Source organism: Enterococcus sp. FR204 (assembly GCF_031143325.1).
GTDB classification, from domain to species: Bacteria; Bacillota; Bacilli; order Lactobacillales; family Enterococcaceae; genus Enterococcus_B; species Enterococcus_B faecium.
This window is the reverse complement of sequence record NZ_JAKZIW010000012.1, coordinates 28805-53335: the sequence shown is the minus strand read 5'-3', so window position 1 is coordinate 53335 and position 24531 is coordinate 28805. Positions and strand designations below refer to the sequence as shown.

Here is a 24531-nt window from a genome sequence, read left to right as displayed (position 1 = left end):
AAACGTGGAAGCTCAAGAAATCATCCGCTACATTCAAACGGCATCTAAAAAGACGCCTGTGAAAGTCTATCTGAATGTAACCGAGCCAATCGAATTTAAAGAAAGTAAAGTTTTTGGTGAAGGAAGCAGCTTCGTTGTTTTTGGTGACTATGAGACGATTGCTCCGGTTTTAGAAGCTGAATCAGAAAAAATCATTGAAATCGAAATCGAAACTGCTGCAAGATACAGCGCAGTTCCTTTGCTAGATATTAAAAAAATTAATGCTCGTATCGAACCAGGTGCTATTATCAGAGATCAAGTGTCAATCGGCAACAATGCCGTGATCATGATGGGAGCGATTATCAATATTGGTGCAGTAATCGGTGAAAACACGATGATTGATATGGGTGCTGTCTTAGGTGGACGAGCGACAGTGGGCAAAAACTGCCATATTGGTGCAGGAGCTGTCTTAGCAGGTGTGATCGAACCAGCATCGGCCAAACCGGTTATCGTAGAAGACGGCGTACTGGTAGGTGCGAATGCAGTGATTGTTGAAGGTGTCCATATCGGAAAAGATGCAGTCGTGGCAGCAGGAGCAGTGGTTTTAGAAGATGTGGCAGCAGGCACTGTTGTCGGTGGAATACCTGCACGTGTATTAAAAATAAGTGATGATCAGACAAAAGAAAATACAGCATTGATTGCTGCGTTACGCGAATTATAGAGGAGATGGAGAAAAATGCGCGAAATAGATACCTGTATTGTGGGGGCAACCGGATTAGTCGGCCAAACGATGCTCAAAGTGTTAGAAGAATATGATTTTCCAGTAGGACGATTGAAATTATTAGCTTCAAAACGTTCAGCCGGTAAAGTTTGTGTATTCAAGAAAAAGAAACACACTGTACAGGAATTGACAGAAACTTCATTTGAAGGATATGATTTAGCGCTATTTTCTGCAGGTGCTTCTGTATCCAAAGAGTTTGCGCCAATCGCACGAAGTCAGGGACTATTTGTCATAGATAATTCCTCAGCATGGCGGGAAGATTCGGATATTCCATTAATCGTTCCAGAGGTCAATCTGGAAGACTATACATTGAATCGGCTGATTGCAAATCCAAATTGTTCAACCATTCAAGCGGTACTTCCGCTTAAAGCTTTACAAGAAGCCTTTGGTATCCAGCGAGTCAATTATTCGACCTATCAAGCAGTTTCTGGTTCCGGGCAAAAAGGCATTGAAGATCTTCATCGTACGCAAAATGACGAGGAACCAGTTTTGTATCCTTATAATATTAGCCAAACGGTGATTCCGGAAATCGATCAGCCTTTGGAAAATGGGTATACAAAAGAAGAACAGAAAATGATAAATGAGACCCGTAAGATTCTGCATCAGCCTGCTTTGCCAGTATCAGCAACCTGCGTACGTGTGCCAATCGAAAATGGACATGGAGTCTCTGTGGCAGTTCAACTGCAAAAAGAGTTTACGACGGAAGAAATTAGAGAGTGTCTCAGCCAGTTTCCAGGGATTCAATTAGAAGATGATCTAGCAGCACATAAATATCCGACGAGCATTCTTGCTAGAGGAACAGATATGGTTTATGTTGGGAGGATCAGAAAAGACACTTCTTTAGAGAACGGATTGTTGTTCTATACGACTGCCGATAACATACGCAAAGGAGCCGCTGCGAATGCCGTACAGATTGCTGCAGCTTTAATGCAGAAAATAGCGGAGGTGGCAAGATGAGTAATACGCTGAAAGTAGCGAAATTCGGCGGAACATCGATGTCTCATGAAGAGCAATTCAAAAAAGTCCGTACAATTGTTCTTTCAGATCCCAATCGCCAAGTGATCGTTGTTTCTGCTTTAGGCAAACGTACGTCAGATGATGACAAAGTAACAGACTTACTTTATTTGATTTATGCTTACCTTCAGCATCATGTTGATTGGACACCCCTTTGGAAAAGGATTTGTGATCGTTTCATTCAAGTAAGAGATGTTCTTGCCCTGCAGTTACCTATTGAAGATGAACTAGCACGCATACAGAAACAACTGGAAGACGAAAAGATAACTGAAGATTATTTAGTAAGTAGAGGTGAATATCTGACTGCTCAACTGATGGCTGAGTATCTTGGTTACCAGTTTATTGACGCAAAAGACCTGATTTTCTTTGACTATGATGGGAAAATCGATCAGGAAAAAACAGCACAGGAAATCACAAAAGCATTTAAAAGATATCCGAAAATGGTTGTTCCAGGGTTTTACGGGGCGAACCCTGCAGGAAAAGAAAAATTATTGGGCCGTGGGGGAAGCGACATTACCGGCGCGATACTGGCGAAGATGTTGCAAGCGGAAAGTTATGAGAATTGGACGGATGTTTCAGGAATCATGATGGCTGATCCGCGAATCATCGATCATCCTAAAATCATCGAGGAAATCTCTTTTAGAGAACTGAGAGAGATGGCTTATATGGGGGCTAACGTTCTTCATGAAGCAGCTGTTTTCCCAGTTCAAGAGGCTGATATCCCCATCCAAATAAAAAATACCAATGATCCTTTCGCTCAAGGGACAAAAATATCGAATCACGAAATAGAAAAGGAAAATGGACTGACAGGAATAGCTGGACGCAAGGATTTTCTTTCCATCACTTTATTCAAACGTCATATGTCCGATGAAATCGGGTTTATCTGGAAAGCAATGAGCATTTTTGCTAAACATGAGATATCAATCGAACATATTCCTTCAGGGATCGACAATATCGGAGTGATCGTCTCAGCAGAAGCGATTGCCGATAAATTATTTCTCATCACGAAAGAATTAAAAGAAACACTTGGCGTGGAAGAAATCGTCGTGATTGAAGACTTAGCTTTGATCTCTGTCGTTGGCGGACCGCATAAAGAATTGATTGGATTATCTGGAAAAGTGTTATCGATATTGAACAAATTAGAAATTCGCACATCGATCTTATCACAAGGAGCACAGGAGTTGAATCTGATCATCGGTGTACCGAATAATCAATATGAAACAGTAGTGAAGGGTATCTATGAAGGGATGGTGAATACGGATGCTGAAAGAATATCGAATGGCACTCCATCAAATTCCTGAAATCGGATTTCATGAATTCAAGACAAAAAAATATTTATATGAACAAGTAAAAAACAGCGGGGCCGTTATCCATGAAATCGGCGAAACAGGACTACTCCTTTATTTTGATAATCAACAAGAAGAAACGATTGCTTTTCGAACAGATATCGATGCACTGCCAGTCAAAGAAGAAACGAATCTCTCTTTTGCTTCTAAGCATGAAGGTTATATGCATGCATGTGGTCATGACGGACATATGGCGATGCTTTTAGGGTTGACTGACTTTATAACTAAACACATTGAGGATCTTATTTATAATGTAGTACTGATCTATCAGCCATCAGAAGAAATTTCCGGTGGCGCACAAAGCGTTATTCAGTCAGGATTGTTGGATAAATATGAAGTACAAGCAATATTTGGCTTTCATCTATGGCCTGGACTAGCTAAGGGAGAAGTTTTCTCTCGACCAGGACCTTTGATGGCACAAAGCAGTGAAACAGACATTATCATTAAAGGCCAGTCTGCACATATTGCTTCTAGTGAAAAAGGAATCGATAGTCTTGAGGCAGCTGTACGATTTTTGAAGAATGTTTATGATTTTGACCGGCAATTACCGGCAGAGTGGAATCATCTAATGAAATTTGGCCAAATCCAAGGTGGAACGATCCGAAATGTTTTAGCTGGAGAAGTTATTGTATCCGGAAGTATCCGTTCTTACAGTTCAGATATGCAAAATTATTTGAAGAGGGGATTAGACCATTTAGCAGAACAGTTTCACTCTACAGCTACTATTTCTTTTCGCTATAATGACGGCTATCCAGCTGTAATCAACCATAGAGGCTTATATGCAGCACTGTTAGATTCAAACAAACTACATGAATTAGATGCTCCAGTTCTTCAAGCCGAAGATTTTGGCATATATACGCAACAATATCCATGTGTATTTTTCTTTTTAGGTGTCGGTGATACCCCTGCTTTACATGATCCGACGTTCGATTTTGATATGGATGTTTTAGAAAATGGTGTAGAATGGTACAAAACGATTCTTTTTACAGAAAATCTTCTTGTAAAAATCGATAGCAGTTCAAAAGAGGAGCGAGTAAATAATGATGAATTTATCCAATCGATTTAGTCCCAGGCTTTCTAGAATAGAAGTATCAAAAATACGACAATTCGATCAGCAAATATCGTCGATACCAGATGTGATCAAACTCACCCTGGGAGAACCGGATTTTCCAACTCCTAAACATGTCAAGCAAGCAGGAATAGCAGCGATTGAAGAAGACTTTTCTCACTATACCGGAATGAGAGGATTAGAGGAACTGCGGGAAGCGGCTTGTATGTTTCAGCAGCAGCGTTATGGATTAACTTATGATCCGCAAACGGAAGTTTTGACGACAGTTGGTGCAACGGAAGCGATTGCCTCTGCGTTGTTATCTGTTTTGGAAGAAGGAGACAAGGTTCTTATTCCAGCGCCTGCTTATTCAGGATATCAGCCATTAGTGGAACTAGCTGGTGCTGAATTGATCCCGATAGATACTTCTGACACAGGGTTTGTCTGTCAGCCGGAACAATTTGAACGAGCATTTGAACAATATGGATCAGCTGTCAAAGCAGTCATTTTAAACTATCCTAACAATCCTACTGGGACGACATTGTCTGCAAAACAATTGAAAGCAATCGCTGAGGTTTTAAAAAAATATCCGGTATTTGTTATAAGTGATGAAGTATATGCTGAATTGACTTATAGTGGAACGCATATGTCCATAGCTACTTATCTTCCAGAACAAACAATCGTGATAAGCGGGTTATCCAAGTCACATGCGATGACTGGTTGGCGAGTGGGCTTTATTTTTGCTCAAAAAGCCCTTATTGACGAACTAATTAAAGTCCATCAATATCTGGTGACTGCCGCTACAACGATGTCGCAAAAAGCTGCAGCTGAAGCGCTAATAAATGGGGTGAAAGATAGCGAGAATATGAAAGAGCAATATCAAACACGAAGAGACTATCTGGTCCAGCAATTGGCGCCTTTAGGATTTGAAGTGACCCAGCCAAACGGTGCATTTTACTTGTTTTGCAAACTCCCAGCTGCCATTCAAACTGACTCTTGGCAGTTTTGTGTAGAATTAGCGGAACAGGCAAAAGTTGCGTGTATCCCAGGAATTGCATTTGGCCCAGAAGGAGAAGGTTATATCCGGATTTCTTATGCTAGCAGCATGAAAAAATTATATGAGGCCTGCAAACGGATCAAAGACTTTTTAACAGAACAGTGATTCATAGATTTTATCAAAAAAACAATCGTTAATTTTGCGGTATATTCTGCAAGGAGACGATTGTTTTTTAAATTTAGTTCAAATGAACGCGTTTCTTTTGATTCATAACTAATGTAATGTTAAGTTTAAATTGTTTAGAATGATTTTAAAAGAATATTCAAGGAGGTTTCATCAATGGAAAAAATCAAAGTTGTCATTGTAGGTGCATCTCATGGAGGGCATCAATCGATCTTGGAACTATTGACACGATACGGTGAAAATGTAGATATCACGCTATTTGAAGCAGGAGACTATATTTCCTTCATGTCATGCGGTATGGAGCTGTATTTAGAAGACAAGGTAACAGATGTAAATGATGTACGTAATTTCAGACCAGAAAACTTTCCGCAATCCAATGTTCATATTTTAAATAATCACGAAGTAAAAACGATCGATGCCGATAAAAAAACAGTAACGGTTACTAGCGCATCAGATAACGAAACAAAAGAATATCCTTATGACAAATTGATTTTGAGTTCTGGTGTCAAACCAAACAATCTGCCAGTACCAGGAGCAGATCTAGAAAATGTCTACTTGATGCGTGGATACAATTGGGCAACCAAAATCAAAGAAAAATTAAATGATCCGGCTATTAAAAAAATCGCTGTCGTAGGTGCGGGTTACATTGGGATCGAAGCAGCAGAAGCAAGCCGAAAAGCTGGGAAAGAAGTCGTCTTGCTTGATGTGATCGACAGACCCTTAGGCACTTATTTAGATGCTGAGATGACAGATATTTTAGAACAACACCTAAATGAAAACGGTATTGAAGTTTTGACAAATGCAAAAATCGAAGCTTTTACTGGTAACGGAAAAGTTGAGGCAATCAAAACAAGTGAAAAAGAAATCCCAGCAGATCTAGTCATTCAAGCTGCCGGTGTGAAGGCAAATACAGAATGGTTAAAAGGGATCGTTGACTTAGATGAACGTGGCTGGATCCAAACAAATGAATACTTGCAAACGAATCTTCCAGATGTGTATGCAGTAGGAGATGCTACACTTGCTTATTCTATCCCAGCACGCAAAAAAATGCCGATCGCTTTAGCGACTGTTGCACGTAGAGAAGCACGTTATGTAGTAAAACATCTTTTTGAAGAAGTACCAAACAAACCGTTCGGCGGAGTCGTAGGTTCCTCTGCATTAAGTGTCTTTGACTATCATTTTGCAGCAAGCGGATTGAATAGCTTTACAGCAGCAAAAGCAGGAGTAGATGTACGAGTGTCTTATTATGAAGATACGTTACGACCAAAATATGTACCAGAAGAACAAGGAAATCCAAAAGTGTCCATCCAATTATTCTCGGATCCAATGACCCATCAATTGCTAGGAGGAGCAGTATTATCTACCTATGATGTTACAGGTCAAGGAAATGTATTGGCACTAGCGATCCAAAACAAACTGACTTTAGAAGAACTAGCAGAAGCTGACTTCTTCTTCCAGCCAGGCTTTGACCGACAATGGAGCATGTTGAATCTAGCCGCTCAACAAGCGTTAGGAGAAGAACCATTTGTAGAATAAGAAAACGAAATATTTGAAAAGAGGTTGTGACAGAAGTGGTCAGCTTCAAGAAATAAGAAGGAATTCACGAAAATCGTTTCTCAAATTTTTGTGAAAAAGCTGCCTTGCATCAAGTAATAAGAACAGCCAAGTAAAAACAGCTTCTTATGTTTTTAACTTGGCTGGACTTATTACCGCAGATGCAAGCTTTTGAACACCGTTTATTTGCAAAAAAGGGACTGTGACACGATTTGTGTACCGACCCCCCAAAAGTTAGACCAAAAAATCTAACTTTTGGAGGTCGGTATTTTTTATGGTTAAATATACTTTTGAACTTAAATTAAAGATCGTTCATGATTATTTGGATGGCAAAGGCGATTGGACCGTAAAAATCCAGATCAAGAGATTGAAGCGGAAATGCTTAAAATTCGGGAGAAGCACAAGGATTATGGCTGTTTACGGATGACCAATGAACTAAGAAACCGCGGTTTCTCTATCAATAAAAAGAAAGTTCAGCGCCTGATCAAGAAGCTAGGAATAAAAGTAACGACATACACACGTAAATCACGGCGCTACAATTCTTATCGAGGACAAGTCGGAGCAGTAGCCAAAAATCGGATCCATCGTCGTTTCTACACCAGTATCTGCCATCAGAAAATCACGACGGATACAACTGAATTTAAATACCATGAAGTGGATGCCAAAGGCATTATCCGTCAAAAGAAATTGTATCTAGATCCTTTTATGGATATGTTCAATAGTGAGATTTTATCCTATCGTATCTCTGAAAAGCCCAATGCATTAGCGGTAATGGAAGGTTTGGAGGAAGCTATCCAGACCACTAACGATTGTCCCTATCGTCGTACGTTTCACTCAGATCAAGGTTGGGCGTATCAAATGAAAGCTTATAGAAACAAATTGAAGGAGTACAAAATCTTTCAAAGCCTGTCTCGGAAAGGGAACTGCTTAGATAATTCACTTATGGAGAATTTTTTTGGCTTATTAAAACAAGAGATTTTTCACGGGAAAGTTTATAACTGTTTCGAGGAATTAAAATCAGCCATCGATAGCTATATCTATTACTACAATAATGAACGGATAAAACAGAAATTAAACTGGCAAAGTCCCGTCCAATTTCGTAAAACAACCGTTACGGTTGTGTAAAAATATCATTTTAGAGCATGAAAAAAGGAGTGGATTTCTCCACTCCAAAAAAGTCTAACTTTTGGGGGTCACTACATTGTCACAGTCCCCTTTTTTCGAATAATTATTGTCCCCCTGTCACCTTCACGATCACAAGTACATTATTCCTATGAATTAAATTATTTTTCTTCATTTTTCGTTGAACCATCTTCGTTCAACATTGTTTTTCTTGACAGATTTACGCGTCCTTGTTTATCGATTTCAGTTACTTTCACAAGGATCTCATCACCTAGTTTAACAACATCTTCGACTTTATTGACACGATCGTTTGCTAATTGGGAAATATGGACAAGTCCATCTTTTCCTTTGATCAAGTTGACGAATGCACCGAATTTTTCGATACGGACAACTTTCCCTAGATAAACTTCACCAACTTTGACTTCTTTGGTCAAATCTTCGATGATCTTGATAGCTTTTTTGATCATTTCTGCATCAGCTGAAGCAATACTTACTTTTCCATCTTGATCGATATCGATTTTCACACCAGTTTCATCGATGATTCCGTTGATCGTATCGCCGCCTTTACCGATAACATCTTTGATTTTAGCAGGTTCGATCTGGATCATTTCGATTTTTGGTGCATATTGGCTTAATTCTTCACGTGGAGCAGCAATCGTTGAAGTCAATTCTTCTAAGATTTCCATACGTGCTTGTTTTGCTTGAGTTAATGCTTCAGTTAGGATTTGTTCTGTGATTCCTTGAATCTTGATATCCATCTGTAAAGCAGTGATACCATCTTTTGTACCGGCAACTTTAAAGTCCATATCGCCAAGATGATCTTCCAGCCCTTGGATATCAGTTAGGATCGTATAGTTTTCACCATCAGAAACAAGTCCCATCGCAATACCGGCGACTGGTGCTTTGATTGGTACACCTGCATCCATCAATGCTAATGTGCCAGCACAGATACTTGCTTGGGAAGAAGAACCATTTGATTCCAATACTTCTGCTACTAAACGGATCGTATAAGGAAATTCTTCTTCTGAAGGGATTACTTGTGCTAACGCACGTTCACCTAATGCGCCATGTCCGATTTCCCGACGCCCTGGAGAACCTGCACGTCCTGTAGAACCAACAGAAAATTGAGGGAAATTGTAGTGGTGGATGAATCGTTTGCTGACTTCCACCCCTAAACCATCAATGATTTGGTGCTCTCCTAGAGGTGCGAGTGTACAAGCTGATAAAGCTTGTGTTTGTCCTCGTGTGAACAAACCTGATCCATGTACACGTGGCAATAAGCTGACCTCTGATGACAATGGACGGATTTCATCCAATTTACGCCCGTCAGGACGGATCTTATCGATGGTGATCAATTCACGTACGACATCTTTTTCAAGATCTTCTGTGATTTGTTTGACTTCTTTCAACAAGTGATTTTCATCTTCATGACCTGCAAATTTCTCAGCATAAGCTTCGCGGATATCGATCTTCACTTGCTCGATATTATCTTCGCGAGCAAGTTTTTCTTCAGTCATTACTGCTGCTTTCATTGTAGCGTAAGAAGCATCAAAGATTTCTTTTTTCAATACTTCATCAACTTGCAGTAAAGTCACTTCCATTTTTTCTTTCCCTACTGCTTGAACGATTTCTTCTTGGAAAGCAACTAACTCTTTGATAGCGTCAAAACCAAACAGCAATGCACCAAGCATGTCTTCTTCTGAAACTTCTTTCGCGCCGCTTTCAACCATATTGATGGCTTGTTTCGTTCCGGCAACAGTCAATTCGATATCTGTTTGTTCTGCTTGTTCTACTGTTGGATTCAAGACGTACTCGCCATTTACACGACCAACTTCTACGCCTGCGATTGGGCCGTCAAATGGGATATCTGAGATTGATAGTGCTAAAGAAGAACCTAGCATTGCTGCCATAGCTGGCGAGCAGTCTGTTTCTACACTCATCACGATGTTCGTTACTTGGACTTCATTACGGAAGCCTTCTGCAAACATCGGGCGAATTGGACGGTCGATCAAACGGGCAGTCAATGTTGCTTCCGTACTTGGACGGCCTTCTCGTTTGATGAAACCTCCAGGGATTTTCCCTGCTGCATACATTTTTTCTTCATAATTGATCGTTAATGGGAAAAAGTCTGTATCTTTTGCTTCTTTAGAGGCCACAGCTGCACTTAAGACTACTGTATCTCCATAACGGACTAAAACGGCTCCGTTTGCTTGTTTTGCTAGCTGACCGACTTCGATTTGTAAGGGACGGCCACCCCATGTCGTTTTGAATTCTTGTTTTTCTGACATAACTTCTCCTTTTCCTTCTCGTGAAAGCAAGACGCTACTAAACAAATGAAAACTGCCGAAAGCCGTCTTTTGAGCAGCTTTCATTTGGTTAGTAGGAGTCCATCTAGCTTGATCACGGAATTTTACTTAATTGATATACGAGTAAAAAAAGTGAGATTCATGTGAATCCCACTCTTTTTGACTAAAATTAACGACGCAAGCCTAAACGTTTGATCAATTCGCGGTAACGTTGAACGTCAGTTTTACGTAAGTAAGCTAACAAGTTACGGCGGTGACCAACTTTTTTCATTAGGCCGCGGTATGAATGATGGTCTTTTTTGTGCACGCGTGCATGTTCATTCAAGTGGTTGATTTCTTCAGTTAATACAGCGATTTGTACTTCTGGAGAACCAGTATCCCCTTCATGGCGAGCGTATTCGTTGATGATTTCATTCTTGCGTTCTTTTGAAATTGCCATTTCTTTCACCTCTTTCGATTATTCCCCTGCGACTGAGTAAAACGTTGGTGATTCGCTTAACCAAGTGGCAGGTCATGTGCCTAGAGCACACAGCTATACTTTACCTGAAACCGGGTTGAAAATCAAGTAGTTAATCATTAAGAAAAGGTAGTTTTCAAACAATCTTACTACTACTTTTCCATTTTTGTGGTAAACTATAATGCGAAAATAGACTTGAAACACAGTCTTTTAAGAAAGGGGTACATATTCCATGATTACAATGGATGATATCATTCGTGAAGGAAATCCGACCTTACGCGAAGTTGCAAAAGAAGTTTCTCTTCCATTAAGCGAAGAAGATATCTCTTTAGGAAAAGAGATGCTTGAGTTCTTAAAAAACAGCCAAGATCCAATCAAAGCTGAAGAACTACACTTACGAGGCGGTGTTGGCTTAGCTGCTCCTCAATTAGATATTTCTAAAAGAATCATTGCTGTTCACGTACCAAGTCCTGACCCAGAGGCAGATGGACCTTCTCTAAGTACTGTTATGTATAATCCTAAAATTTTGAGCCATTCTGTTCAAGATGCTTGTTTAGGGGAAGGTGAAGGCTGTTTATCTGTTGATCGAGAAGTACCAGGATATGTTGTTCGCCATGCCAAAATCACTGTGTCTTATTATGATATGAATGGTGAAAAACACAAGATTCGTTTGAAGAATTATGAATCGATCGTCGTTCAACATGAAATCGACCATATCAACGGTGTGATGTTCTATGACCACATCAACGATCAAAATCCATTTGCACTAAAAGAAGGCGTATTGGTGATCGAGTAGAGAATTGGCAGGTTCCTTCGATACTATGCTACAAGAAAGCTTTATAAAAAAGGGGAGTGCTCAAAAGCTGCACTTCCCTTTTTTATGTTTCTCCACTAATCGAAATTTAGATAGACATCTAGAAATCGCAATTCCAAAAAATTCTGTGTATTGGATACGCATCTTTTCTTATTTTTTCTTATTTCTTCCATATGGGTGTTTATCTCAGAGATGATAGAATAGTTTCTAGGATAAAAAGTAGCAGCTACGATGTTATCCTTCGTAGAGGATTCCTGCTTCAGCTAGTTTTTGTTTGATGTTTTTCAGCATATGCTTTTCTGGGTAGCGGATCGTATGCAGATGGATGCCGCCTGTTAATTCGGATAACAAAGTAGCATTACTTTTTTGATAACGTCTCATAAAGGAATCGATATCTTGTGGCGTTTTGATGTGCAAAGTTCCTGCTAACTCACCGTAAAGGGGATGTTCCACAATTACATCAATGATTTCACCACCATTTTCAACGATTAGTCTCAGTTCTTCTTCTGTTTGATCTTTTCCATGTTGGACAGCGATTTTACTGATGTGCCCAGTATTGGTTTCTTCTGTTTCGAGGATATAACCTCTTGCTGTTGCCACGATACTTTTACCTGCAGCTCGTAGTAAAGCAATATCGCCTACAATGATCTGACGGCTGACTCCAAAAGTTTTCGCAAACTTGCTAGCACTCACTGGTTTTTCTGTATTTGCCAAGGTTTGCATGATTTGTTTTCGCCGTGTCTCTCCTTCGATCACACTTATTCCTCCTTCATTTTGTTTTGGTATTCGCGCGAGTGTTTCATCAAATCAACATACGTGTCTGTTATTGTTTCCTTATATCCCTTATTTTTCAGAAGACTAACAACTTTATCCAATACTTGCTGCTCTCTTTTTGCATCATAAACTGCTTGGTTTTCTTTTTTTTTCACTTGTCCTATTTTAGTTACCGTATCCATTCTTTTTTCTAATAAAGCAACCAACTCTCGATCGATCATATCGATCTTATGACGTAATGTTTCAAGAGACTCTTCTGTTAGTTCTTCCTCTACTGTCTTGATGATACGAGCAGGATTTCCTGCAATCACTACATTGTCGGGAAAAGATTTGGTCACAACCGAACCTGCGCCGACTACTACGTTGTCCCCTAGAGTGACACCCGGCGTGACGATAACGCCTCCGCCTAACCAAACATTATGACCGATTTTAATGGGTTTTGCGTACTCCAGACCGCTGTTACGTTTCACTGGATGTAGTGGATGCGTCGCCGTGTAAAGCTGGACATTCGGAGCGAACATGCAGTTATCACCGATTTCAATCGTGCTGACATCTAAAAATGTACAATTGAAATTTGCATAAAAATTCTCCCCAACAAATATATTATATCCGTAATCAAAATTGATAACTGGCTCCATATAGATTTTTTTCCCTGTACGGCCAAAAGTCTCTTTCAACAATTGGGATCGCAGTTCCGCTGATTCTGCTTGGTTGATGATTTGGCTTTGACTTCTTGCAAACATACGGTCGGCAACCAGCTCAGGATCATTGGCAAAATAAAGCTCGCCTGCAATCATTTTTTCTTTTTCGGTTTTGAATTCAGTCATAATCTGCTCCTAATTCTTGTATTTTTTTGAAAACAACCGCTCCGTCTTCTTGAATAAACGTATAAGGCTCCGCTAAATAAACAGGCGTTTGATTGATTACTAAGATTTTGGCTGACGGCTGGCGAAACTGTACCAGATCACAAAACGGATGAACTTGAAAACTCGTTCCAACAATGACGATCAGCTCTGCTTGGCTGACGGCATAAGCCGCCTGCTCCATGACTCCATCTTGAAACCCTTCACCATATAACACGATGTCTGGGCGTATTTGTCCTCCGCATGCTTGATGTTTGTCGCTGTGAAGATATTCTTTCCAGTCTACCGTTTGTTGACATTTTCGACAATGACATTGATACAAACTTCCATGAAAATTGACGAGTTGCGGGCTTTCAGCTTTTGCGTGCAACCCGTCGATGTTTTGGGAAACGACCCAGACATTTTTTTCTTTCGCTAGATGTGCCATTTCCAAATGAATGATATTGGGTTTTGCTTCAGGATGATAAATCTTTTTGACAAATTGATAGAATTTATCCGGTTCATTCACCATTGCTTGATGACTCAGCAAGTATTCCGGCTGCTCCATCCCGTGGTAGATTCCTGACAAAGATCGATAGTCTGGCACTCCAGAAGGTGTGGATACCCCTGCACCGGTCAAAAATGTAATTTGCTGATAAGCTAATATCTCTTTTGCTGCTTCGTCTACTGTTAATTGTTTCATGTTTTGTCACCTCATTTTCCATTATAGCCCATACTCGAACAAATTTATTGTTGAAAAGTCAGAAAAATGGGAATAAAAAAGTGTTATGGGCATTTGAACAATTTATCACAATGTTCACTGACAAAAGAATGAAAACGTGTTACAATACTGCTGTATAAAAGTGAGGTGAATCGATATGTTACCATTCTTTATTTATTGGGGCGTTATTCTGGCTTGTATCGCCTGGTTAGCGTTAAGCGTTTATTTCTCTGTTTTTTATCTTGTACGCAAAGAAAATGGAAATCTTTGGGCTTTTGCTTTATTCAACGTGATTGCCGCAATTGTTTTAGCCATTACATTAGCCGTATATCGAACATGGGGCTGGGGAATAACCCAATACTCAAGTTTGATTTATCTAATATTAGCCATTTATGGCGTCGTTGTTCTTTTGCAAGCGATCCTAGGACGCGAGCCAAAGAAAGCGGCAGCTTAAATGATCGAGATGGAACTGGACACAGGAAATTTTCTGTTTCAGTTCTTTTTTTATTGTATTACATACATTTTTGTGTATAATTATACTATCGTTTACAATGGATAGATGATTCACATTTTGATTCTTTTTTCGGTAAAAGTAAAGATTTCTATATTTATCAGTATTTTTTCAAAAAACAGCAGTTATAGATTGACAAAGCCTCTCGAGTATCGTAAACTTTTTTTGTATAAATAACTGAATACGAGATGCCTCAATCAATGAGGTAGAGGTCGCGAGAATCATTAACCCTGTGGAGTGAAGCAAACATGGAGAAGCAGGAATAGGGAGGATCGCCGAAATGTGCACTTTTTTGCTTGGAGTGTATGTTGGGACGCAAGTTAAGAGCTTGCGGACTGTCTTAGCAGTGATGCTAAGTTGTGCTATGTTTTGTGAGAGGTTTATCACCTTATGGAATTTTAGCGGCCTTTTTATATCTATAAATCGGTCGCTTTTTATTTTTTCAGATAAAGCTTTACCGCATTTCATCTAGACCGCTCGTGTATCATATAATCAGAAAGGGAGAAAAAAATGAAAAAAAATATGGTTTCAGTTGCCGTACTATTTGCTTTTGTCTTCTCACTATTCAGTGTGGGATCTCTGGCAAATGCAGATGAAAAAACACCGAGCGATGAGTTTCGCGTAGGTATGGAGGCTGGGTATGCACCCTTCAACTGGTCTCAACAAACAGATGAGAATAATGCCTTGCCAATTCAAGGCCAAAATAGTTACGCCGGCGGTTATGATGTTCAAATCGCTAAAAAAGTAGCAGATGGTTTAGGGAAAAAATTAGTCATCGTCCAAACGAAATGGGATGGTCTGGCTCCTGCCCTTCAATCAGGCAAGATCGACGCGATCATCGCCGGAATGAGCCCTACTGCTGAACGACGAAAAGAAATTGATTTTACCGATCCTTATTACGAATCACAATTAGTAGTAGTAGTTCAAAAAGATAGCAAATATGCAAAAGCAAAAAGTTTAGCAGATCTTTCTGGAGCAAAGATCACTGCTCAGTTAAATACATTCCACTATACTGTGATCGATCAGATACCAGATGTGCAGAAACAACAAGCAATGGATAATTTCTCAGCAATGAGAACAGCTTTAGCTTCTGGAATGATCGATGGTTATGTCAGCGAACGTCCGGAAGGTGTAACGGCAACTAGTGTGAACAAAGACTTGGAAATGCTTGAATTCAGCGGTGCAGATGGCTTCCAGACAAACCCGGAAGATGTTCAGATTTCTGTTGGTATGCGTAAAGGCGACCCGGATATCCAAAAAGTAAACCAGATTCTTTCTGGCATCTCTAACGATGAACGAACCAAAATTATGGACCAAGCAGTCAAAGATCAGCCTGCTGCAACTGATAGTGAAGAAAAACCTGGCATCATTTCTGATTTCACTACGATTTGGAAACAATACGGCAATATGTTCTTACGAGGTGCTGGACTTACCTTGTTCATCGCATTGATCGGGACAGTTGTCGGTACTACACTTGGATTACTGATTGGTGTCTTCCGTTCGGTACCTGAATCAGGAAATGCACTGACTCGCTTCTTCCAAAAAATCGGAAATGCACTTCTTTCTATCTATGTCGAAGTATTCCGCGGAACACCGATGATGGTACAAGCAATGGTCATCTTCTACGGTCTGGCACTCGCTTTTGGCATTTCATTGAACCGAACGATTGCCGCTTTGTTTATTGTCTCTCTCAATACTGGAGCTTACATGACAGAGATCGTTCGTGGGGGGATTTTTGCAGTAGATGAAGGGCAGTTCGAAGCTGCGCAAGCCATTGGTATGACCCATGGCCAAACGATGAGAAAAGTTGTTATTCCACAAGTTTTACGGAATATCTTGCCAGCAACAGGAAATGAGTTTGTTATCAATATCAAAGATACAGCAGTTTTAAGTGTAATCGGCGTAGCTGATTTGTTCTTCCAAGGAAACTCTGCTTCCGGTGCGAATTTCCAATTCTTCCAAACATTTACGATCGTCGGGATCATCTACTTAGTCATGACCTTTACGATCACCAGAATCCTGCGGGCGGTAGAAAAGAAAATCGATGGTCCTTCAGCTTATACCAAGCTTGAAGAAATCGACAATTCAAATTTGCAGGAATAAGGAGGAAGAATCATGAATGAAAAAATTATTGAAATCAATCATCTAAGAAAAAGCTTCGGTGAAAATGAAGTATTGAAAGATATCAGCGTAACAGTCAATAAAGGTGAAGTTGTGACGATCATCGGTTCTTCCGGTTCTGGTAAATCTACTTTCTTGCGCTGTATCAATTTACTGGAAAAACCAACAGGCGGCGAGATCATTTATAATGGAGAAAATGTATCAGCTCCTAAATATAATTTACCTAAATATCGAACGAATCTAGGTATGGTTTTCCAATCCTTCAACCTGTTCAACAATATGAATGTCTTGGAAAACTGTATGTCTGGTCAAACAACTGTCCTGAAACGTGATAAAGAAACTGCTAAAAAAGTAGCAATTGAAAATCTGGAAAAAGTTGGTATGGATCGTTATATCGAAGCCAAACCAGCACAATTATCTGGTGGACAGAAACAGCGTGTCGCAATTGCTCGGGCATTATCAATGAATCCAGATGTATTGCTATTCGACGAACCTACTTCGGCGTTAGACCCTGAAATGGTTGGCGAAGTGCTTAATACGATCAAAGACTTAGCACATACTGGCTTGACAATGCTTATCGTGACGCATGAGATGGAATTTGCAAAAGATGTATCTGACCGTGTCATTTTTATGGATAAGGGTGTGATTGCAGAAGAAGGTACACCAGAAGATATCTTTGTCCATCCGAAAGAAGAACGTACAAAAGAATTCCTTTCACGTATTTTAAATGCTTAGGATCAATAGCTGATTGGGACAAAGAGCTGCGGTGTTTGCCGCAGTTCTTTTTTATGAATTACTCATAAAAGGTAAATTTCTGAAAATTTTGGAATCTTAGTTGTGTTTTTCAGAAAACTCTCTTAATATGGAAGTAATTAAACTTTTTTAGTTAGGATGATTTAAAAATGAATGAAGAGCAAGAACTGCAGCGTGGACTGAAAAATAGACATGTCCAACTGATTTCTATTGGCGGAGCGATTGGAACGGGGTTGTTTTTAGGTTCTGGAAAGTCTATCCAGCTAGCTGGCCCTTCAATATTGCTCGCCTATCTTATTACTGGATGCATCTGTTTTTTCATTATGCGTGCGTTAGGCGAACTTCTGTTATCAAACACCAATAACCATTCTTTTCTGGATTTTGTTGCAGAATATCTTGGCAAAAAAGCGGCTTTCATCACTGGCTGGACGTATTGGTTCTGCTGGGTATCGATTGCAATGGCCGATTTAACAGCCATCGGAATGTATGTACGCTACTGGGCGCCTGGTGTTCCTCAGTGGCTTCCTGAACTGATTGCATTAGGTCTTCTTCTTTGCTTGAATATGGTGGCTGTCTCATTGTTTGGTGAGTTAGAGTTTTGGTTTGCATTGATCAAAGTTGTAGCGATCATTGCCTTTATCCTCGTAGGAGCTTATATGATCCTCACCCACTATACGACAGATATTGGCACAGCCAGTATCACGAATCTATGGTCTCATGGCGGATTCTTTCCAACTGGTGCAAAAGGATTTATCTTAGCTTTCCAAATGGTAACCTTTGCTTTTGCTGGGATAGAATTAGTTGGATTAGTCGCTGGAGAAACAGAAAATCCTGAAAAAGTGTTGCCGGAAGCTATCAATAATATTCCTATCAGGATCATCTTATTTTACTTAGGATCTCTTTTTGTCATTATGGCAATCTATCCATGGAACAGCTTGAATCCAGATAACAGTCCATTTGTAGAAGTATTTTCGGAAATTGGGATCACGATTGCTGCTTCCTTGATCAATTTAGTCGTATTAAGTGCAGCAGCTTCTGCCTGCAACAGTGCAATATATAGTACAGGACGTATGCTTCGTTCTTTAGCGCAAGAAGGCAGTGCCCCTAAAAAATTCAAAAAGTTAACAACACATCATGTGCCAGGGAATGCTTTGACATTTTCTACTATCGTCATTTTCATTTCTGTTATCTTGAATTACGTGATGCCTAGTGAAGTATTCACACTAGTAAGCAGTATTGCCACTACTTGTTTCTTGTTTATCTGGAGTATGCTTGTCTACACGCACATGAAATATCGTAAAAGTATCCTCGGCAAAAAAGCTCATTCATTTAAAATGCCGTTGTACCCATTTAGTAATTATCTGGTATTTCTTTACATGGCCTTTGTGTGTGTCGTCTTGTTCCTAGGAAAAGATACGAGAATCGCTTTATTACTAACACCTGTGTGGTTCTTGCTTCTATTACTGATCTATCATATGAAATATGAACGTAAGAAGTAAGAAAGTAGTTGTGACAGAAGTGGTCAGCTTCGAGAAATAAGAAGGAATTTACGAAAATTGCTTCTTAAATTTTTGTGAAATTTCGACTTATTTCTTGGAGTTAAAAGCTTCTGTCCCAGCCTCTTTTCTATTTTCCCGGAAACAACCGCTGATAATAGGCATCTGCTTTTTTATAGGAAAAAATCCAAATACCAGATACAAAAAACGTCCGAATAACCCGATCAACGGTACAAAAAAGACACCGGCAATCAAGCATAAGTTAATCATTATGGAGATAAGACTTCGACGGTCCTTTGACAAAACTCTCACGACATGGGAATCTGGTTTATTTGCTTTCATGATTTGCCTCATCAAGATACCAAAAGAAAAACTCCACATCGTGTATACTAAGACATAAGCCATCTCAGGCCAAAAAGCTTCAGGGTTACGCCCGACCCAACTAGTAACAGAAGGACATAAAGTCAGCCAGAAGAGCCAAAAGATATTCGACCAGACCATTCGGTAATTAATTCGTTCTGCCATCTGAAATATACGATGATGGTTCACCCAGATCACCGCAACAAATATAAAGCTGATGGTATAAGCTAATAATGTATTTCGGATGACCCATAAAGAATGAAAGCTAGATGGATTAGGGATCTTGATCTCTAATACAAGAACAGTCAAAACAATGGCTACCACTCCATCAGTAAATGCTTCTAATCTCGACTTTGTCACGATGATTCCTCCTCAGATGATTCAGCGCTTTTATTTTATCACTTACGTTATTAAATAACCATCGTTTTATATAGGAAATTTTCTGAAAATTGTTGCATATTTTTCGAAATTTTGTTACTTTTAAAAAAACCGTAAAGGAGTTATGTATGACAAAAAAATTATCATTTAAAGACTATCTTTTTATAGGCTCCATGCTTTTCGGTCTATTTTTTGGTGCTGGAAATCTTATCTTTCCCGTTCATTTGGGTCAAGAAGCAGGCGCTGCTACCTTTTGGGCGAATCTAGGTTTCTTGGTTACCGGTATCGGTCTTCCCTTCTTAGGGGTGATTGCCATTGGTGTATCGAAAAGCTCAGGTGTATATGAATTAGCAAAACGGATAAATCAAACATATGCGATGGTTTTTACCATCTTGCTTTACTTAGTTATCGGACCGTTTTTTGCTTTACCTCGCCTTGCAACCACATCTTTCGAGATTGGTTTAGCACCATTTATCGATCCTAGCAGACAGACGCTATATCTAGCAATTTTCAGTATTGTATTTTTTGTGCTGGCTTGGTGGTTTTCAAGAAAACCGACAAAGATATTAGATTATGTTGGAAAGTTCCTGAATCCTGCATTTTTGGTTTTATTAGGTGCTTTGCTTCTCCTTGCTTTTTTGAATCCACTAGGTTCTGTAAATCAAGCGCCTATTCAGCCAAATTATCAAGAGCATGCTTTTTTCACAGGGTTTACTCAAGGATATAACACATTAGATGCGCTTGCTGCTTTAGCATTTGGGATCATCATTGTCACAACAATCCAAAACATGGGTGTAACAAAACCTGCTGAAATCGCTAAAGACACGATCAAATCTGGTGCGATCAGCATTATATTGATGGGAATCATTTATACTTTGCTCGCTTATTTAGGTGCTATGAGCTTAGGTAGCTTTGCTCTAAGTGAAAATGGCGGGATCACGCTGGCTCAGATTGCTGATCATTATTTAGGTACTTATGGCAGTATCTTATTAGCATTTATCGTTATATTAGCTTGTTTGAAGACCGGTATTGGTTTGATTACAGCTTTTGCAGAAACATTCACAGATTTGTTTCCACAAAGAAATTACGCATTCTTTGTTGCACTTGCTAGTATCCTTCCTTGTTTAGCGGCAAACGTAGGCTTGACGAATATCATTCAATTTTCGTTGCCTGTTTTGATGTTCATCTATCCATTAGCAATGACACTGATTTTACTAGTGTTAGTTGGTCCTTTGTTTAAGCAGCGTACGGCTGTTTATCGAATGACTACTTATTTTACATTGATTGCTTCGATTTTTGATGGGTTGAACGCTTGCCCAGAAACTATCAAACAAACACCTATTGTTCAAAATCTTTTACATGTTGCGGAAAGCTACTTGCCGTTTTTCAAATTGGGGATGGGGTGGATCGTACCAGCAGTTATCGGTTTTGTTATCGGACTGATTTGGAGTTTCGCTAAGAAAGAAAAAGTAGCAGATTGATAAAAGAGGTTGTGAAAGAGACGTTCAGCCTTGAGCAATAAAAAGTAATTTTGAAAAATAGCTTCTCATATTTTACAAAATTGTGCCTTATTGCCGATAGGCTGTCTCTTGAACACTCTTTATTGAGAGGTCGTGAAAAAGCCGCTTAGTTTCGAGTATTAAGAAATATTTTGTGAAAATGGCTTCTCACATTTTTGCATAAATTTGACTTAATACCGAGAAACTGGCTTTTGAACACCGTTTATTGAGAGGTCGTGAAAAAGCCGCTTAGTTTCGAGTATTAAGAAATATTTTGTGAAAATGGCTTCTCACATTTTTGCATAAATTTGACTTAATATCGAGAAACTGACTTTTGAACACCGTTTATTGAGCGTCTATGAACTGACCTGAGTATTAGAGAAACAAAACGGCAAAGTAGCTCCATATACTTTGCCGTTTTGTTTTGAACTAATACCGAAGAGTAGCTGATCGAACAACATTTCTTTTATAATATAGATTTTAGACATATATATGATATAAAAATAGTTTTCGCAAAAAAACTTAACAACTTTCGAAAACTTTCGTCACAAAATATTCACAACTAGTGACTATTATATAAGCATACCAACAAACAACCCTAACAACACTTTTTCATTTTTAACTCCTTATCCTGCTAGCTCCCCGGCTAGCAGGACCTTTTTTTATCAAAAAAACTTGTACCATTCAATCGATTCAACTAATCAACCCAATGCTGTCATGCTGTGATACTCATCCTAAAACGTTCCGTTTTACTGATATCAGCTTAAAGCATTCGGTTATTTTTGATTAGTAATGATTGATGGTACAAGCTCATACGTGCTTTTCTATCTGGTATAAATTATTTTGATAACCGTTCCTGTTCCCCTGCTGGTGAAAGGATTGTTATTTTTTCAATTTGTTCTACAGGAACCATCCGGGTCTGCTGCTCTTCGTTTTGTAGGCGGATCATCACTCGGTCTTTTTCGACCGTTTTTGTCGCCACCCAGCCTGAGATCGTTTCATACTTGCTACTCAAACGATTCGCTCTTACTTGTAAGATAACTAGACTATGTTCAGTAGCAGCTTTTTGCAGCTCAAGAATAAACTTTCCTTGCAATCGTACATTCTTAGCATGTTCTTCAGTGTCATTTACAAAAGAATCAAAAAGTTGATACGAAGTATGAGTAACTAACTTCGTAAGCTTCTTCATTGGCGATACTGTCTCTTCGTTCATCGAATGCACTCCTCCTTTAGCTAAGAAAGTGTTACTTAATTAATTTTATTTTACCTAACATTTTACAAAAAAACAAGGAAATGCTCTAACATCGCCTTAAAAAGAAAACGTTAACTTTACAAATTGTTTGTTATTTTATTTCCGTCAATCCAAATATTCCACCAATGATCCAGGCCTTCTGTGATCCAGTGATATGTCTCATCAAAGTTATTGGTATAGTATGGGTCGGGAACATTTTCTTTTTCTTTTCCAGGAATGCTACTTAAAAACAAATGGATTTTCCCCTGCGCTGAGCGTGGTGCTCTTCGTTTCAGTTCTTCTACATTTTCTTGATCCATGCCAATGATCCAATCAAAAGTTTCAAAATCGTGGGGTGTGATTTGCCGAGCAACCATATTCGTCATATCTACTTTTTCTTGGTTTAATATTTTTTTCGTTCCAGGGTGCGGTGTCTTTCCAACTTCATACGTGCTTGTAGCAGCAGAATCCACAAAAAATTCTGCTTCCCTTCCTTCTAATGCTATTCGTTTTCTCAGCAAGCCTTCTGCCATCGGTGAACGGCAAATATTTCCCAAACAAACAAATAAAATTTTTGTCATTTCCCCATCTCCTTTTAGCGATCATTGCTTTTCCAACAAAAAATTTTTCTATTACTGTTCTTCCAACTCTTCTTTTGCATAAAGACGATAAGAATATAATTCCGTATCCTTGGCTAAACGGAAAAGCTGCATAGCGATTTCCATCGGTGTTTCTTCATATTCATTCGTGATCCAATTGACTAATACACCACTGCAACCGTAAGAAAAAAAACGAGCATAAAATAGTTTGTCTCTTGCAGAAAGTTGTCTTTCTTCATCCATTTGTTCAAAAATCTTGATAAATGATTTTTGGATCAGTTGAGAAAACTCTTTTTGTAAAATTTCTGGGTCAGAAAGCACAGTATTTGCATAAAATTCTTTCTTCTCAGCAATTGCTTTCAGCATTTTCAATGCTTGCTCTTCCCAATTATCAAGTGAAAGACATTGTGGATCTAAATAATGCAATGCATCCTCACAATAGACCCAACGAAGCAAATCGTATTTATCTGTAAAATGATAATAAAATGTTTGTCGATTGATTTTTGCTTCATTTGCGATTTTTTGGACGCTGATTTTTCGAAAAGATTGCGTTTGGCACAAATCAATCAATACGTTTTTGATCAATTGTTTCGTACGTGTTGTATCACTCATTCATTTTCCTCCAATCTAAAAGCAAAAATCATATATGATAGTCGTAACCAAAATGTTCATAGGCATAAGCAGTAGCAATTCGCCCTCTAGGTGTACGCTTTAAAAATCCTTTTTGGATCAGATACGGTTCATACATATCTTCTACCGTCTCACGCTCTTCTCCTATGTTTACTGAAAGCGTACTTAACCCTACTGGTCCGCCGCCATATAACTCGATCATTGTTCGCAACAATTTCTGGTCAACATAATCCAATCCAGCCTGATCGACCTGTAGCAAAGTAAGTGCCTGATCCGCTATAGGACGATCGATTTTCCCGTCTCCTTGGACTTGCGCAAAATCACGAACCCGTTTGAGCAAGCGATTAGCAATTCTAGGCGTTCCTCGTGATCGGCGAGCAATTTCCAATGCCCCTTCTTCAATGATCTCTGTTTGAAAAATATCCGAAGAACGTAAAACGATCTCCTGCAGATCCTGTTCGTCATAATATTCCATATGAGAAATGATGCCAAATCGATCTCGTAAAGGTGCAGAAAGCATACCTGCCCGTGTCGTCGCACCAATCAAAGTAAAGGGAGGAAGAGGGAAATGAACCGGATGTGCGGTTGGCCCTTGTCCTACCATGATATCTACATAGAAATCTTCCATAGCTGAATAAAGCATCTCTTCTACCACTCTAGGTAATCGATGGATCTCATCGATAAACAGGACATCCCCTGCTTCCAGTTCATTCAAGATTGCTACTAAGTCACCCGGACGTTCGATAGCAGGGCCACTCGTCGTACGAATATTTACGGTCATCTCATTAGCAATGACCATGGCCATCGTCGTTTTTCCTAATCCAGGAGGCCCGTACAACAGAACATGATCTAAAGGTTCTTCCCGATTTCTGGCAGCTTCAATGTAAATCTGAAGTTCTTGTTTGACTTTTCTCTGTCCGATATATTGAGAAAGCAGCTGTGGTCGAAGAGATTTTTCCAAACTCAGTTCATTTTCGCCAGATTCTGGTGATAACAAGTATTCATCTGTCATTTG

21 protein-coding genes, 2 pseudogenes and 1 riboswitch are annotated in these 24531 nt (G+C 39.4%); of the genes and pseudogenes, 13 read left to right on the top strand and 10 right to left on the bottom strand.

Annotated features, from left to right (window positions below; translation table 11 throughout):
* The first annotated feature begins 4 nt into the window (after positions 1-4).
* From dapD to RG571_RS04920, 7 genes and pseudogenes are all read left to right on the top strand, one after another.
* Positions 5-700: a 2,3,4,5-tetrahydropyridine-2,6-dicarboxylate N-acetyltransferase gene (gene dapD / locus RG571_RS04950; protein ID WP_002301230.1), complete on the top strand. Its 696-nt coding sequence runs from the start codon at positions 5-7 to the stop codon at positions 698-700.
* A 15-nt stretch (positions 701-715) separates the two neighbouring features.
* Entirely contained in the window at positions 716-1717 is a 1002-nt protein-coding gene (locus tag RG571_RS04945) for an aspartate-semialdehyde dehydrogenase (protein WP_002286873.1), read from the top strand.
* Positions 1714-3075, top strand: a complete 1362-nt coding sequence (locus RG571_RS04940; RefSeq protein ID WP_002286872.1) for an aspartate kinase — start codon at positions 1714-1716, stop codon at positions 3073-3075. The genes RG571_RS04945 and RG571_RS04940 overlap by 4 nt, the downstream gene beginning before the upstream one ends.
* Positions 3035-4186, top strand: coding sequence for a M20 family metallopeptidase (locus tag RG571_RS04935; protein WP_002294351.1), 1152 nt, complete (start codon positions 3035-3037; stop codon positions 4184-4186). The genes RG571_RS04940 and RG571_RS04935 overlap by 41 nt, the downstream gene beginning before the upstream one ends.
* Positions 4161-5330, top strand: a complete 1170-nt coding sequence (locus tag RG571_RS04930; RefSeq protein WP_002319313.1) for a pyridoxal phosphate-dependent aminotransferase — start codon at positions 4161-4163, stop codon at positions 5328-5330. Before RG571_RS04935 ends, RG571_RS04930 begins: the two co-directional genes overlap by 26 nt.
* 174 nt (positions 5331-5504) lie before the next feature.
* Positions 5505-6884: an FAD-dependent oxidoreductase gene (locus RG571_RS04925; RefSeq protein ID WP_002286868.1), complete on the top strand. Its 1380-nt coding sequence runs from the start codon at positions 5505-5507 to the stop codon at positions 6882-6884.
* Between the two features lie 345 nt (positions 6885-7229).
* Positions 7230-8027: pseudogene (locus RG571_RS04920) on the top strand (IS3-like element ISEfa10 family transposase); the annotation flags it as partial.
* Between the two features lie 158 nt (positions 8028-8185).
* Here the strand turns inward: RG571_RS04920 and pnp are convergent.
* On the bottom strand, positions 8186-10312 hold the full coding sequence (gene pnp / locus RG571_RS04915) for a polyribonucleotide nucleotidyltransferase (protein WP_114634993.1): 2127 nt from the start codon (positions 10310-10312) through the stop codon (positions 8186-8188).
* 187 nt (positions 10313-10499) lie between these two features.
* Positions 10500-10769, bottom strand: a complete 270-nt coding sequence (gene rpsO / locus RG571_RS04910) for a 30S ribosomal protein S15 (protein WP_002289282.1) — start codon at positions 10767-10769, stop codon at positions 10500-10502.
* 250 nt (positions 10770-11019) lie between these two features.
* Between rpsO and def the strand changes: the two genes are divergently transcribed.
* On the top strand, positions 11020-11583 hold the full coding sequence (gene def, locus RG571_RS04905; protein ID WP_002289284.1) for a peptide deformylase: 564 nt from the start codon (positions 11020-11022) through the stop codon (positions 11581-11583).
* A 252-nt stretch (positions 11584-11835) separates the two neighbouring features.
* Here the strand turns inward: def and RG571_RS04900 are convergent, their stop codons facing one another.
* The 3 genes from RG571_RS04900 to RG571_RS04890 are packed head-to-tail and all read right to left on the bottom strand — an operon-like array spanning position 11836 to position 13920.
* Positions 11836-12357 carry a transcription repressor NadR gene (locus tag RG571_RS04900; RefSeq protein WP_002294232.1) on the bottom strand — a complete coding sequence of 174 codons (522 nt, stop codon included), beginning with the start codon at positions 12355-12357 and terminating at the stop codon, positions 11836-11838.
* Between the two features lie 2 nt (positions 12358-12359).
* Entirely contained in the window at positions 12360-13202 is an 843-nt protein-coding gene (locus RG571_RS04895; protein WP_114634977.1) for a chorismate mutase, read from the bottom strand.
* Complete coding sequence (locus tag RG571_RS04890) at positions 13195-13920, bottom strand: NAD-dependent protein deacylase (RefSeq protein ID WP_114634979.1); 726 nt, start codon at positions 13918-13920, stop codon at positions 13195-13197. The genes RG571_RS04895 and RG571_RS04890 overlap by 8 nt, the downstream gene beginning before the upstream one ends.
* Before the next feature lie 175 nt (positions 13921-14095).
* Here RG571_RS04890 and RG571_RS04885 point away from each other — a divergent pair, with 175 nt between their 5' ends.
* From RG571_RS04885 to RG571_RS04870, 4 genes are all read left to right on the top strand, one after another.
* A complete protein-coding gene (locus RG571_RS04885) occupies positions 14096-14392 on the top strand; it encodes a hypothetical protein (protein ID WP_002293448.1) in 297 nt (98 codons plus the stop codon).
* Between the two features lie 255 nt (positions 14393-14647).
* A riboswitch (Lysine riboswitch) is annotated at positions 14648-14822 on the top strand.
* A 137-nt stretch (positions 14823-14959) separates the two neighbouring features.
* Positions 14960-16552: an ABC transporter permease subunit gene (locus tag RG571_RS04880; RefSeq protein WP_002297081.1), complete on the top strand. Its 1593-nt coding sequence runs from the start codon at positions 14960-14962 to the stop codon at positions 16550-16552.
* 12 nt (positions 16553-16564) lie between these two features.
* Positions 16565-17305 (top strand): amino acid ABC transporter ATP-binding protein, encoded by a 741-nt coding sequence (locus RG571_RS04875; RefSeq protein WP_114634981.1) that lies wholly within the window; start codon positions 16565-16567, stop codon positions 17303-17305.
* Between the two features lie 167 nt (positions 17306-17472).
* A complete protein-coding gene (locus RG571_RS04870; protein WP_002294242.1) occupies positions 17473-18822 on the top strand; it encodes an amino acid permease in 1350 nt (449 codons plus the stop codon).
* Between the two features lie 127 nt (positions 18823-18949).
* On the opposite strand, the pseudogene RG571_RS04865 reads toward RG571_RS04870, so the two are convergent.
* Positions 18950-19539 (bottom strand): annotated as a pseudogene (locus RG571_RS04865) (TMEM175 family protein).
* A gap of 146 nt (positions 19540-19685) precedes the next feature.
* On the opposite strand from RG571_RS04865, the gene brnQ reads away from it, so the two are divergent.
* On the top strand, positions 19686-21038 hold the full coding sequence (brnQ, locus tag RG571_RS04860) for a branched-chain amino acid transport system II carrier protein (RefSeq protein ID WP_131774649.1): 1353 nt from the start codon (positions 19686-19688) through the stop codon (positions 21036-21038).
* 856 nt (positions 21039-21894) lie between these two features.
* Here brnQ and RG571_RS04855 read toward each other — a convergent pair.
* The 4 genes from RG571_RS04855 to ruvB form a co-directional block, all read right to left on the bottom strand.
* Positions 21895-22269 carry a hypothetical protein gene (locus RG571_RS04855; protein ID WP_114634984.1) on the bottom strand — a complete coding sequence of 125 codons (375 nt, stop codon included), beginning with the start codon at positions 22267-22269 and terminating at the stop codon, positions 21895-21897.
* Between the two features lie 116 nt (positions 22270-22385).
* A complete protein-coding gene (locus RG571_RS04850) occupies positions 22386-22868 on the bottom strand; it encodes a low molecular weight protein-tyrosine-phosphatase (protein WP_114634986.1) in 483 nt (160 codons plus the stop codon).
* A 51-nt stretch (positions 22869-22919) separates the two neighbouring features.
* Positions 22920-23498 (bottom strand): TetR/AcrR family transcriptional regulator, encoded by a 579-nt coding sequence (locus tag RG571_RS04845; protein WP_002289813.1) that lies wholly within the window; start codon positions 23496-23498, stop codon positions 22920-22922.
* A gap of 28 nt (positions 23499-23526) precedes the next feature.
* On the bottom strand, positions 23527-24528 hold the full coding sequence (gene ruvB / locus RG571_RS04840) for a Holliday junction branch migration DNA helicase RuvB (RefSeq protein ID WP_002289812.1): 1002 nt from the start codon (positions 24526-24528) through the stop codon (positions 23527-23529).
* Between the last annotated feature and the right edge of the window lie 3 nt (positions 24529-24531).